The 12,997-nt window shown below is 66.3% G+C and carries 12 protein-coding genes; 5 read left to right on the top strand and 7 right to left on the bottom strand.

What is annotated here, in order from left to right; all coding sequences use genetic code 11:
* Positions 1–9 precede the first annotated feature (9 nt).
* The 7 genes from Vse01_RS19725 to Vse01_RS19695 all read right to left on the bottom strand — a co-directional run bounded on the left by Vse01_RS19725 (position 10) and on the right by Vse01_RS19695 (position 7,795).
* Positions 10–282 carry an ArsR/SmtB family transcription factor gene (locus Vse01_RS19725; RefSeq protein WP_093409579.1) on the bottom strand — a complete coding sequence of 91 codons (273 nt, stop codon included), beginning with the start codon at positions 280–282 and terminating at the stop codon, positions 10–12.
* 210 nt (positions 283–492) lie between these two features.
* Positions 493–1,332: an SAM-dependent methyltransferase gene (locus Vse01_RS19720; RefSeq protein WP_239104290.1), complete on the bottom strand. Its 840-nt coding sequence runs from the start codon at positions 1,330–1,332 to the stop codon at positions 493–495.
* A 130-nt stretch (positions 1,333–1,462) separates the two neighbouring features.
* Positions 1,463–1,987, bottom strand: coding sequence for an NUDIX hydrolase (locus Vse01_RS19715; protein ID WP_232511415.1), 525 nt, complete (start codon positions 1,985–1,987; stop codon positions 1,463–1,465).
* On the bottom strand, positions 1,972–3,780 hold the full coding sequence (locus Vse01_RS19710) for an ABC transporter ATP-binding protein (protein ID WP_093409582.1): 1,809 nt from the start codon (positions 3,778–3,780) through the stop codon (positions 1,972–1,974). The genes Vse01_RS19715 and Vse01_RS19710 overlap by 16 nt, the downstream gene beginning before the upstream one ends.
* Positions 3,777–5,498 (bottom strand): ABC transporter ATP-binding protein, encoded by a 1,722-nt coding sequence (locus Vse01_RS19705; RefSeq protein ID WP_093409585.1) that lies wholly within the window; start codon positions 5,496–5,498, stop codon positions 3,777–3,779. The genes Vse01_RS19710 and Vse01_RS19705 overlap by 4 nt, the downstream gene beginning before the upstream one ends.
* A 1-nt stretch (position 5,499) precedes the next feature.
* Entirely contained in the window at positions 5,500–6,549 is a 1,050-nt protein-coding gene (locus Vse01_RS19700; RefSeq protein WP_204019258.1) for a Gfo/Idh/MocA family protein, read from the bottom strand.
* A complete protein-coding gene (locus tag Vse01_RS19695; protein ID WP_170863593.1) occupies positions 6,542–7,795 on the bottom strand; it encodes an aminotransferase class III-fold pyridoxal phosphate-dependent enzyme in 1,254 nt (417 codons plus the stop codon). Before Vse01_RS19695 ends, Vse01_RS19700 begins: the two co-directional genes overlap by 8 nt.
* 369 nt (positions 7,796–8,164) lie before the next feature.
* Here Vse01_RS19695 and Vse01_RS19690 point away from each other — a divergent pair, with 369 nt between their 5' ends.
* The 5 genes from Vse01_RS19690 to Vse01_RS29650 all read left to right on the top strand — a co-directional run bounded on the left by Vse01_RS19690 (position 8,165) and on the right by Vse01_RS29650 (position 12,960).
* The gene (locus tag Vse01_RS19690; protein WP_093409592.1) at positions 8,165–9,049 is read left to right on the top strand and encodes a sugar phosphate isomerase family; all 885 of its coding nucleotides are present in this window, start codon (positions 8,165–8,167) and stop codon (positions 9,047–9,049) included.
* A gap of 13 nt (positions 9,050–9,062) precedes the next feature.
* Entirely contained in the window at positions 9,063–10,010 is a 948-nt protein-coding gene (locus tag Vse01_RS19685; RefSeq protein WP_170863594.1) for a PfkB family carbohydrate kinase, read from the top strand.
* Between the two features lie 129 nt (positions 10,011–10,139).
* Entirely contained in the window at positions 10,140–11,084 is a 945-nt protein-coding gene (locus tag Vse01_RS19680; protein WP_139233228.1) for a nucleoside hydrolase, read from the top strand.
* 298 nt (positions 11,085–11,382) lie between these two features.
* A complete protein-coding gene (locus tag Vse01_RS19675) occupies positions 11,383–12,462 on the top strand; it encodes a trypsin-like serine peptidase (protein WP_139233229.1) in 1,080 nt (359 codons plus the stop codon).
* Between the two features lie 189 nt (positions 12,463–12,651).
* Positions 12,652–12,960: a transposase family protein gene (locus Vse01_RS29650; RefSeq protein WP_307818689.1), complete on the top strand. Its 309-nt coding sequence runs from the start codon at positions 12,652–12,654 to the stop codon at positions 12,958–12,960.
* The last annotated feature ends 37 nt before the right edge of the window (positions 12,961–12,997 follow it).

Raw genomic sequence — 12,997 nt, 5'->3', positions numbered from 1 at the left:
TGCGTTCTCCTATTCGCTCAGTGGCCACCGCTCGATGATCGAGCGCAGTGGTGCGGTGTCGAGATGATGGACCTTGGTGCGGCCGACCCGTTCGGACCAGACCAGGCCGGCCTCTTCCAGTACGGCCAGATGCTGGGAGATCGCCTGTCGGGTCGAGGTGGTGCCATGTTCCGCGAACAAGCGGCTATGGATCTCGAACAGGCTCAGACCGTCGGCGAGAGCGAGCTCGTCCATGATCCGCCGCCGCGTCAGGTCGGCCAGCGCCCGGTAGAGCACCTGCACCCGTCAACCATAGGTAATCCGGCGCTTGCCTATCAAGGCTTCGTCTTCTCGCATCATGCGCCATCGCAGGCATGCTCTGTCGAATGCCCATCAGCCCAGCGGCCGTACCGAATCGAGGTCGCAGTTGCTGCCGCCGATCGGTGACAGGCGCGGAACCACCGACCATCCGCCGTCGCGGGCGGCGATGATCGGCGGCTCCGTCGCCACCGCCTACGGCTTGCGGGCGAGTAGTCCGACGAAGGTGTGGTAGGTGTCGGTCTGTTTCGGCGCGGGCGTGCCGGGATCGGGACGCCACTCGGCCAGCGGCACCAGCCCCGGCTCCAGCAGCGTCAGCCCGTCGGCGAAGGAGAGGATCTCCTCATCGGTACGCCAGCGGCCGGTGCCCAGCGACTCGTTGAAGACCCGTTCGACCTCACGTGCCTTACGGGAGCCCTCCGGGTCCCGCTCGCCCGGATCACGGAAGTGCGAGATCGCCACGTAACTGCCGGACGGCAGCGCTTCGATCAACTCGGCCGACACCGCTCGCGGCTCCTCGTCGTCGCCGAGGTGGTGCAGGATCGCGAAGAGCAGCAACCCGATCGGCCGGTCGAGGTCGAGGAACTGGCGGACGTCCGGATGGTTGAGGATCTCCTGCGGTCGCCGGACGTCGGCCTGGATCACCGTCGCCGTGCCGTCGGCGGCGAGCAGGGCCCGCCCGTGCGTCAGGACGATCGGGTCGTTGTCCACGTACACCACCCGGGCGCTCGGGTTGTGTTCGGCGGCGACCTCGTGCACGTTGCCCTGAGTGGGCAGCCCCGAACCGATGTCGAGGAACTGATCGATGCCGGCCTCGGCGACGAGGAACCGGATCACCCGGCGCAGGAAGGCCCGGTTTGCCTGGCCGGCGGCCGGCCCGTCCGGAGTGATCCGCAGGGCGTGCTCGGCGACCTTCCGGTCGACCTCGAAGTTGTCCTTACCGCCCAGGAAGTAGTCGTAGACCCGCGCCACGCTGGGGACGGTGAGGTCGATTCCGGGGGGTGCGGCCTCGTCGCGGGTCAATGGCATCTCCATCCGATTCTGATCAGCGCCGGGTGCTGCGCGCGGCCCCGGACCTTGTTCGGGAGTGTACCGATCGGACGGTGTAGATCGTCGCCCCGATGGTATCGCTCCCAGCGGATCGGCACCGCGAGCAGGCCCGTCTTCATCGCGACGTCAAGGGCAGGACCGTTCCCCCGGGGCGGGTTTGCTGCGAAGTCAGTGCCCGAAGAGCCAGTTTGATCATGGCGGCATCACCGCTGGCCTCTTCCTTCGTCAGCAGTTCCTGCAGACCTTTCTCGTCGAACCAGCGTCCCTCGGTGAATTTGCCGGCTTCCAGGCGGGGCTGGCCAAGGTCGCCATCGGCGGTCGCCAGGACGTCGACTTCCCTGCGGCGTTGTCCGTCAGCACCGGTCCAATCGAATACGTGAACCACATCGGTGATCCGGTCGAGCCGCCAGCCAGTCTCCTCGGTGACCTCGCGAGCCAATGCAGCGGGTAACGTCTCCCCCGGTTCCACGTGGCCGCCGACGATGTCCCAGCAATCCGGAAAGAGACGGACGTGAGGCGCGCGGCGTTGCAGGTACACCCGCCCGTCTGGATCGCGGATGACCGCGCCGACGACACAGGTCAGGCCGTCTCGCTCAGCAGTTCGGCCCAGTTGGTCAAGGCTGGTCAGGATCGCGTCCACTGGCGTTGTTCCGCCTCTCGTCCGGTCTGCTGATGGGCGTAGTAACTGGCGTACAAGTCGGTGAAGTGGCCACCCGCGGCAAGTAGCGTGTCGAAGTCACCCTCCTCGACCACCCGCCCGTGGTCGAGCACCAGTAGCCGGTCCACGTGACGGATGGTGGCGAGCCGGTGCGCGATCACCAGGACCGTCCGGTCGGCCATGAGCCGCGTCAGCGCCTGCTGGATTCCAGCCTCGGTGAGCGGATCGATGCTCGCGGTCGGCTCGTCGAGCAGCAGGATTGCCGGTTGTTTGAGGAAGATGCGGGCCAGCGCGATGAGTTGGCGCTGGCCGGTGGACAGTTCCCGTCCGAGGCTGGCCATCTGATCGTCCAGCGCGAAGGGTATGCAGCGGGCCCAGACTTCACCGAGTTGGTCGACCGCCCGTTGCACGTCGGCCCGGTCGGCGCCGGGCCGGGCGTAGGCGATGTTCTCGGCGAGGGTGCCGGCGAAGATGAACGGAAGTTGTGGCACCACGCCAAGCCGGTGCCGGTATTCGGCCAGGTCCAGTCGGCGGATGTCGCGGCCGTCGATGAGCAACGCGCCCTGCTGAAACTCGTACCCGCGAAGGACCAGTTTTGAGAGGGTCGACTTGCCCGCGCCGGTACGTCCCACGACGGCCACTGTCTCGCCTGCGGCTATCCGCAGGTTGAGCCGGTCGAAGACGGGCGCCCCGGAACCGTACCCGAATCGCAGATCACGGATCTCGATCTCGCCGCGCAGGTCGGCGACTGGCTCGGCGGCGGTCTGCCGAACGCTGTCCTCGCTGTCGATGAGTGCGAAGACCCGTTCGCTGGCGGCCAGCCCCTGCTGGAACAGGCTCCAGAACGAGGCGGCCTGGGTGAGCGGCAGCCACAACAGCCCGAGCGCGTGCAGCGCGAAGTACCAGTCCCCGGCGGAGAGGCTCCCATCGATGGCAAGGCTGCCGCCGCCGACGAGTAGCGCGGCGGTGCCCAGCACCGAGATCATGGTCAGCACCGGCAGGATGACCGTGTAGATCAGGCCCTGCCGGACGTAGACCAGATAGGACAGTCGGTTCACTCGCCGGAAGTCCTGGTAGAGGCTCTCCTCCCGGCCGAAGCTCTTGGCTATCAGGATGCCCACCATCGACTCGTGCACGGTCGAGTTGACCTGGGCCATGACCTGCCGGGTGCGCAGGGCGGCGACGCGGGCGATTCGGCGGAACAGCAACGCGACGCCTACCAGGAGGGGCGTCACGACCAGCAGGATCAGGCCGAGACGAGGGTCGACGGCGAACACCACCGACCCGAGTACCACTACCAGCACCATCTGGCTGAAGAAGTTCAGCGTCAGCGTCATGACCGCGCTGAAGGACTCGGTGTCGCCGGTCACCCGGCTCAGCACCTTGCCCACTGAATGCCGGTCGTGGAAAGAGGCGTCCCGAGCCAGCGCCGCCTCTGCCACCTCCCGTTGCAATCGCAGCACGAGGTCACCGACCAGCCAGGCGATGAGCCGCTGCCGGCCCCAGTTCATGGCCCATGCCGCCGCCGCGGCGACGATGACGAACGCGCTGATCGTCCAGGTGAGATGGCTGCCATCACGCACCTGGTCGATCATCCGGGCGATGGCCACCGGAACCGCTGAAGTCAGTATCGAAGCGCCCACTGTCAGGACCACGGCGAGCGCGATACGCCGGGTACCCGGGCGCAGCCGGTGGCCGATCCGGGCGATCAACTCGCGGTTACGGTAGACCCGGTCGTAGTCGTCAGGATGCAACCCGGCGAAGAGGTCGCTCATCGGTATATCTCCTGATACAACGCGCAGTGATCGATCAGCTCGGCGTGGCTGCCAAGGCCGGCCACCTCTCCCCGGTCGAGCACCAGGATCAGGTCGGCCCGCCGGATCTGGTCAGGGCGGTGCGACACGAGGATGGTGGTCCGTCCGGTGGTCAGGGCGTCGATCGCGTCGGTGATCTCTTGAGCGGTCCGCGCGTCGATCGCGCTGGTCGCGTCGTCAAGCGTGAGGATGGGTGGGTCGGCGATCAAAGCCCGGCTGATCACCAGACGTTGCCGCTGGCCACCGGAAAGGGTGCTGCCACCCTCGTTGAGTACGGTGTCGTAGCCCTGCGGCAGTTGGCGGATGAATCCGTCCGCGCGGGCAAGCTGAGCGACCTTGGACACCTCGTCCGAGCTGACTGGTCGGTGGACACCGAAGGCGACGTTGTCGAACACACTCTTGGAGAACAGGAACGCGTCCTGGTGCACGTTTCCGATCTGCCGCCGCAGCGCGCCCGGCTGCCAGTCCGAGATGTCTCGCCCGTCGATGAGAACCCGCCCGCCGGTGACGTCGTAGGTGCGGTTGACGAGCTTCGTGAGCATGGTCTTTCCGCTGCCCGTCGGGCCGACCACGGCGAGTGTCCGGCCGGCAGGCAGGTGGAAGGACACGTCCCGCAGGATCACCCGCCCCTGGTAGGTGAAGCTCACCCGGTCGAAGGTCACGCTTCCGGTCACCATCGCGGTGGTGCCGCCGGTTTGTTCACGCTGGTCGGAGTCGGCATCGGTCAACTCGTGCATCCGGGCGCAGGCCACGTATCCCTCCTGGATCACCGGGACGGACTGCTCCGACATCGAGATAGGCACCGCGAACAGACCCAGCCAACCGAGGTAGGTGATCACCTGGGCAAGGGCCAGCTCACCGGCGGAGAAGAGTGCCAGCGAGTGCACCGCCCCTGCCGCCATACCCAGCCCGAAACCCAAGGCCGGCAGGTACACGGCCTGTGCGTGACCGCGCCGGACATAGGCGTCCCGGTACGCCGTGGCTGCGGTGTCGAACTTTGCGAGCTCGTTCCGCTCCTGGCCGGATGCCTGCACCGTGGCCATACCGGTCAGAGTCTCGGAGAACTGTTCGTTGAGATCGGTGAACCTGCGCCGCAGCCTGCGGGTCAACGGATGCAACCGGCGCACGTGCCGCCAAAGCGCGAAGGTGAACACGGTGACGAGCAGCGCTGGTGCCAGCAGCAGCTCCGCGCGCATCGTGGCGATGAATATGATCGGGATAGCGAGCGCGATCACTCCGTTGAAGGCGGTCGCGACGCCGGGACTGATCAGGTAATCGACGAGTCGGGCGTCGTTGATGGTGCGGGCCAGGATGTCCCCGATCCGCTGCCGGTCGTGGAATGCCTGACCCTTGTCCAGCAGGCTGCGGAAGAGCTGGTCGCGGGCATCCCGCTTGACCCGCTGCGCGACGATCTCCATCGATCCGGCGGAGAGCAGGTCCGCCAGGAACCGTCCGACGCCCAGCGCGGCGATCACCAACGCAGCGTTCACCACCACTGTGAGGGCCGGGTCTTGACGAGTCAGCTCGTCGAAGGCACGGCCCACGTACAGCGGTATCAGGGTGGCGAGCAGGTGCGCGGCCACCGTGGCGACGGTGAATAGCAACAGCAGCCAGCCCTGCGGCCGAAGATGGACCGACAGCCAGCCCAGAGTGCCAGCCCTGCCGGTCCGGTCGGCCATGCTAGCGCACCTCCACACGATCGGCTCGGCGGCTCTTTCCGTTTCCGCCTGCCGGAGCAGTCAGGTGTGGTGCTGAACCGAGCTGAGCCAGGGCCTGGTCGATGAGTATCGAAGCACCGAGCGCGTCACCGATGATCGGCGCGGGCTTGTCCGTCGGCGCCTTACCGCGGCAGTGGTCGAGGAACGCGGCGAGTTCCGGCCCGAAGCCGCTGCGCGCCCAGCCGTCGTCGAGGTTGCGTGTGCTGTGCAGCAACGTTCCGGAAGGACGTCCGGCATCGACGTCGAGCCGGATCTGCTCCAGCGATCCGGCAGTGAACCGGCTGCCGTCGACCGTGTGCACACTGAGCCCCACGAGGAAACTCTTGGTGTGATTGCCCATCCGCAAGGTGGTCAGCGAACCGTCCTCGTGTCGCAGGGTGACGTTGATGAGGAAGCGATGTTCACCGTTGCGGATCGCGTGCGCGTCCACCCGCCGTACCTGCGCGGGCGAGAACCAGCGAGCCAGGTCGAAAGCGTGCACCCCGTTTTGCCGGAGCCAGGATTCCAGGGTCGTGTCGCACCCCCACTGAGGCGCGGACGGATGCCGACTGTAGAAGTCGATGGTCGTCTCGACCGGCGCGCGCCGCGCCGCAGCGGTGAGCGCGTGCAGATGCTGCAGGGTTTCGGCATACCGGAAGTTGAAACCCACCTGGACGTGCAGACCGGAACCTTGGATCACCTCGTCGAGCTGCCTCAGGGCAGGGGTCGACGGAGCCGCCGGCTTCTCAACGAAGCAGTGGACGCCCCGCCGCACGAGGTAGTCGGTGATCTGGAAGGACGGTATCGGGGGGACCGCGATCAGGGCGGCGTCGATGGTGCTCAGATCGAGTTCCTCGACCGCACCGGCCAACACGGTCGCCCGGGTGACGGCGCCCATCGACGCAACCAGGTCAGGATCGGGGTCGACGCAGGCCACCGTCTGGTGGGCGGGCAGGCGATGCAGGAACGGTTGAAGGTTCTGGCGCATCTGGCGGCCGCAGCCGACCAGCGCGAGACGCAGCGGGTCACTCATCATCTGCCTCGCCATCAGTCGACCACAGGCGCAGCGCACGAGTGGCTCGGTCCTCGAGGTCGGCCCAGTCGGTCTGGCCGTGGGCGAGGCAGACGAAGGACGGATGCCCCTCCAGCAGCAGGATTCCGTTGGCCGCGAATGCGGCGAGCAGGTTCTCCCGGCGGGTCTTGTCCCCGAGAACGTCGTCGGAATAGACCAACTCGAACATGCCTCCACCGAGCACCGGTTGGGCCCACACCGAACCGGCCACGCCCGCCGACTTGGCCGCCTGGGAGAACGTCTCCGCTACTCTGGTGCCGATTCGTCCCAGTTCGGCCCAGCCGTCCGGCGAATCGCCGATCGGCTGTTCCAGGATGTCCCGGGCGGCCAGGGCGGCATAGGCTGCGAGCATCTCCTTGGAGAAGGTGCCACTGAGCCGGGCGCGTTCAGCGTGGATCAGTAGTTCGGGCCGTCCGATCAGGACGCTGATCGGCGCTCCGTTCGCCAGCGCCTTGCCGATGACGATGAGGTCTGTTTCCAGCCCGAGATCGTGCGCGTAGCCAAGAGGGGATATCCGGCCACCGGTCTTGGTCTCGTCGAAGACAGTGAGAAGTCCCGCTTCGTGGCACATCGCGAGTGCCTGGGCAAGCACAGCGGGAGTCGTGAACGACGCCAGGTAGGCATCGAAGACGAAGCAGCCCAGCCGGTCCCGGTGAGTGTCGATGATCTCGGCGAGGGATTCCAGTCGCAGGTCGACCCAGTTGTGCACGGCCTCGTCACCAGTGACTCCGCGCATCCCGTCGACATAGCGGAGCTTCTGGCGAAACGGTGAATGCAGCGGCTCATGCCACTTGAGCGAATTCGCGACCTGTGAGTCGTGCCAGCCTATGTACCCACTGCGGATGACACCGAGTCGACCGGTTTCCATCGCGGCGATACGCAGTGCGCCCGTTATCGCCTCCGAAGCGGTCTTGAAAAAGGCTCCCCGCGCACCCGGCCGTGGCGCGAGCAGTCGATCCAGATATTCTTCATGAAAGCGCGAGTACCCGGGCATCATGACGCCGTTGCTCAGGTAGCGGCTGAACCGCTCGGTGAATTCTGGTGTCGCGTGGCCGAGAATCACTGGCCCGTAGCCCATGACGAAGTCAAGGTAGGTCGCTCCATCGACAGCCTCGACCTCGCCCCCCTTTCCCTTGGAGAACAAGAGCTGCTTGTTGTTGGACCGAAATTTCTTGGTGATCTTCGAATGGGCAATTCGCTGGCTCACGACTGTGCGACTCCTCAGCAAGAGAAACGATCCACGCTTCAATCGAGGTATCGGTGGACTCAAGATCGTTACGCGGCCACGACACCGAAACAGGTTAACGTACGGTTACTGGGGCGTGACGCTAGTGGAATCATCGCCTGATGTCAACGTTCGAAAATGGTTGTGGATCGACACCATACGGGTGGTTTTTATCGTATTTGAACTATGCGCCAGTGGCTCCTGGCCGCAGCCTGGGCTGCCACAGGGTTCGTTGATGCGCATAAGTGGGGCTTGGGCGAATCGGCGTGATTCGCCTTGATTTTTCTTGCCTTATCGAAATCATTGATCTCAGCGCCGGTCTCCGATATTTTATCTGGCGAGGAGTGTGATATGTTTCGGTATCCCCGGTATGCGCACGAGCTGACCGATGAAAACCTGACGATGACAGCCGAAGAGCTGGCAAAGGTCTCCCGCTACCCGCTGACAATCCACCGAGACACGGCCGACCTGTATGAGCGGCTCGCCCGAGACATGGCGGATGAGCTACGCACCAACAATGATCGCGGTGCACCCACCCGGTGGATACTGCCGGTCGGCCCGAAAGCGCAATACCCCATCTTGGCGAACATCTGCAATGCCGAGGGGATCAGCTGGGCCAACGTTTTCGCGTTCCACATGGACGAGTTCCTGGACTGGCAGGGCCGGCCACTGCCGTCCACCCATCCGTTCAGCTTCCGTGGCTTCTGCGACCGCAATCTGTACAACCTGCTCCGACCGGACCTGCGGCCGAATCCTGACCAGATCATCTTCCCGGACGTGTTCGCCCCGGATCAGTTCGCCGTCCGGCTGGCAGAGGTCGGCGGCGCTGACACATGCTTCGCCGGCTTCGGATACCGGGGTCACCTGGCCTTCAACGAGCCGCCGTCGAGCCGCTGGCACCACTACAGCGTGGACGAGTTCGCCGAGTCCACCACCCGCGTGGTCACCTTGCTGGAGGACACGATCGTCGCGCACTCACACCGCACCACCGGTGGCTACACACAGGCCATCCCCCGGATGGCGGTGACCGTGGGGATGGCCGAGATCCTGTCCGCGCGACGGCTGCACCTGATTACCGATGGCGGCGCCTGGAAGCGCTACATCGTACGAGTGCTGCTCCTGACCACTGAACCTGACGTGTCGATGCCGGTCACGCTCGCCCACCGACATCCCCACGTCGAGGTCACGGTCGACGCGAGCAGCATCGCACCGTGTGCACTGGGAATCACGCCATGAGCGGGCCCCTGCCGTGACAGTCCTCGCGGTCGGCGCCTACACCGTCGACTTCTACATTTTCGGTGATCGACTGCCGTCGGTGGGCGAGACTGTGGCGGCGACCGGCACCGCGTCCGCGCACGGAGGCAAGGCTGCCAACGTAGCGGTGGCCGCGGCACGGCTCGGCGGGCGAGCACGCTTCATCGGCGCGGTGGGCGGAGACCAGGAAGGTGCCGAGGCGCTGGCCACGCTGACCCGCGACGGGGTGGACGTATCCGCTTGCCCACGCACAGATCCGCCCACCGCACGCAGCTTCATCTGCCTGGATTCCCGTGGGCAGCAGTACATCATGACCTGGGCTGGTGCGGCGGACGGTCTCACAGCTGACGTGGCCGCCGCAGGAGCCGCGCTGTTGCGGCCGGGTGCGGTCCTGGTGCTACAGGGCGAGATTCCGGTGGCGGTGTCGGCAGCAGCAGCCGCCGCCGCGGTGCCCGGCGTCACCGTGGTGCTCAATCCGAGCCCGGTTGAGCCCTTCACCCAGCCGAGGTCCGATCCGGACGCCGCTCGACTGCTGGCTCGCGCGGACCTGGTGGTGCTCAACGCCGCCGAGTGTCGACGGTTGATCGGCGAGCGCGCCGGTAGCACGCCCAGCGGCCTCTCCGCCGAGGCCGCGCAGTTGCGCCGACAGATCAGGACCGCGACCGTGGTGGTGACCGTGGGCGCTCAGGGAGCGCTTGTCATCCGCGAAGGCAGTGAGATGCACGTGCCAGCGCCTGAGGTGAAGGTGGTCGATACGACAGGCGCTGGCGACGGCTTCGTCGGCGCGCTGGCCGCCGGCATTGCGGCGGGCATGCCGCTTGCGGAAGCGGTGCTGCTGGCCTGCCGCGCCGCCGCGGTGTCGGTGACGCGGCAATTCTGCATACCGAGCTATCCCCGTGCGAGCGAGTTGAGCCATGCCCCACTGAGTCCGCGACAGTGCTAGCCCTGTGTCGAAGTCCCTGGCCGGTCCACGTCGGGCCCAGACGACGGCCGGCCGCGTTCCGGCCTGGCGACGCGTTTCACCTGCGAACGGTATTCGGCATTGGCATGCCATCTGAATCGGAGGACCTTTGTGACTGAGACCCGGACACCTGCCCGCGCCGTGATCATGGATCACGACGGCTCCCTTGACGATCTGCTGTCGTTACTGCTGCTGACCCGCTACGACGTGGACCTGCAGGGGGTCGCCGTCACGCCGGCCGACTGTCTGCTGGCGCCTGCGTTGTCAGTCACTCACCGGATTCTCGACTTGGCCGACCTCCCGCACGTGCAGGTAGCGCCCGGCAGTCTCTCCGGCCCCCACCCGTTTCCGATGGCATGGCGAACAGACGCGCTGCGGGTGGAGGCGCTGCCCGTGCTCAACCGCTTTCCGCCGCGGGAGCGTACGTCCGGACCGGTCCTCCCGGCGCACGAACAACTCGTGAAGTGGATCGAACAGGCGGCCACCCCCTTGACCATTCTCGTCACCGGGCCGCTCACCAACCTCGCCTGGTGCTTGGACAAGCACCCATGGCTTGAACAGGCGATCGGCGAAATCGTCTTCATGGGAGGCGCGTTCGACGTGGAGGGCAACGTGGAAGAACCGGGCCACGACGGTTCCGCAGAATGGAACGTCTACTGCGACCCGAAGGCGGCCCAGCGAGTCTTCGCCACCCAGATACCTATCACCCTCTTCCCGCTCGACGTGACAAACCAGGTACCGGTCACCGATGAATTCGTCCGCGCGTTCGGGGCGCACTACGGCAATCCGGCTAGCGATCTGGCAGGTTCGTTGCTCGCCATGACCTTTGGCACCGTCGAGACGGTTGGCTCGCCGTACTGCTGTTGGGACAGCCTGGCCACGTCGTATCTCGCCGCACCTGAGCTGTTCACCTTCGACCAGGTGCGGTGCACTGTCGTGGTGGATGGCGCAAGCGAGGGGCGCACGGTACGTGCCGACGACGGACGCGTCGTGCGATGTGCGATCACGGTGAAGCAGGAGGACTTCTACCGGCATTGTCTCCAACTGCTGACCTGAAACGCTCGGGCCCGACTGGTGCGTTTGCTCTGCAAGCCCGACGGCGCGGGAGAGCGATTGCCTCCACGATGCGCTTGCCGGCATCGGGCCCGCCGGGCGGGGCCACGACAACGACGGCAGATCGGCGACCCTGGATCGGCAATTGATCGACGGACGTCTGTCTCTTTCTCGACATCGGCAACCCAACGGTGTCCAACCTGGTTCAGGATGGCCGCATGACCAGCCGTTCAGGACCAAAACTCGAGATCGACCGGGGCGATCCCCGGCATCTCACACGACCCGGGAAGAGGGATGTTCGATGGGAGCAAGAACAATCGGTGGTCGGCGCCTAAGTTACCCCATCCTGGCCCTGGCCTTGGCCCTGCCGCTGTTGACCGTCGGTCAGCCGGCGAAGGCGGCTCCGCACGCCGACGGTGACAGCATCCGTCAGGTGGGCACGGCCGTCAGCGCCGAGGCGTGGGCGGCCGGCAGACAGCGGTACGGCGCGCAGGTGACTGCCGACTCGGCGATCGAGGCGTACTGGACGCCCGAGCGGATGCGCAATGCCAGGCCCGTCGAGGAGTCTCCCTCGTACAAGGCCGCGGCGCGGCGTTTCGCCCAGAGTGGCGGGACATCGTCCGCCGCGCCGACCAACCGGTCCAGGCCGGTGGATGTGCCTCCGCTGGCGGGCCTGATGGGCACCCCGGGCATGTCCACGCAGGCCATCAACCCGAACCTCGGCTCCAACCACCCGACCGCCCGGTCCAACGGCAAGGTCTTCTTCAACATGGACGGCGGATCGTGGGTCTGCTCCGGCGCGGTCATCAACTCGGTCGGCTTCAACACCGTGTGGACGGCTGGCCACTGCATCCACGGCGGTCCCGGCAGCAGTCTCGCCACCAACTGGTCGTTCGTCCCGGCGTACGACGATGACCTGGCCAACCCTCGGCCGCACGGCACCTGGACGGCCCGCGAGCTGTGGACCTGGAGCAGTTGGATCGACAGCTCCAACTGGGAGGCCGACATGGCCGTGGCCATCATGAACACCCGGAACGGCGTCCGCATCGTGAACCAGTTCGGGGGCCACGGCTTCCGTACGCACCAGGGCTTCACGGTCGGCATCAACAACTTCGGCTACCCGAGCGGCGCGCCGTTCGACGGCGGCAACCTGTTGAGGTGCAGCGGCAACTCGACCCAGTCCGGGGCGCGGATCCGCATCAACTGCGACCTGACCGCAGGCGCCAGCGGCGGCCCGTGGTTGATCAACTGGGATGGGAACTGGGGCTATCTCAACGGGGTCAACAGCACGCTCAACTCGTACGCGGCACCGACCCTGTGGTGGTCACCCTATTTCGACGACACCGCGTCGGAGTTGTACAACTTCACCGCCCCTCGCTGACCGATGTCCGGTGACAGATATCTCGTCCGGTAGTGCGCCCTTGACCTGAGCGGGCCTCCTCCAATGGCAAATGATCGAGCGACTGGTCGCCGTTGGAGCTGGCCCGCGCCGCGAGTGGAGCGGGTCGGACCGCATCGGTGATCATGGAGTTCGCTACGCTTCACGACGCCCCGAGGATCTCACCCGCCGGTGCCCTCAAGCCCGATCACCGCACTGTCCGTGGCCGCCGGCTACCCCGACGCGTCACCACCCGCCGTCACCGAGGATGAGGCGTCAGGACTGCTACGCGCCTTGTCGCGCGTACCGGATCCCCGCGACCATCGCGGGGTGCGGTACCCGATGACAGGTCTCCTCGCGGTCACGGTGTGCGCGGTCCTGGCTGGCGCATCGTCGTTCGCCGGGGGCGACATACCCCGTCCGTTCCTGAGATGCTGCCGGAGGGTCTTGCAGGAGTCGGAGCCCGTGGCCGTCCGGCCGGCATCCGCCCCGTGGCCGTGAACACGTGACAGGGGCAAGGCTCTGGCGGGCAACGTCG

Source organism: Micromonospora sediminimaris (assembly GCF_016863575.1).
Lineage (GTDB): Bacteria > Actinomycetota > Actinomycetes > Mycobacteriales > Micromonosporaceae > Micromonospora > Micromonospora sediminimaris.
This window is presented reverse-complemented; position numbering and strand designations above follow the sequence as displayed.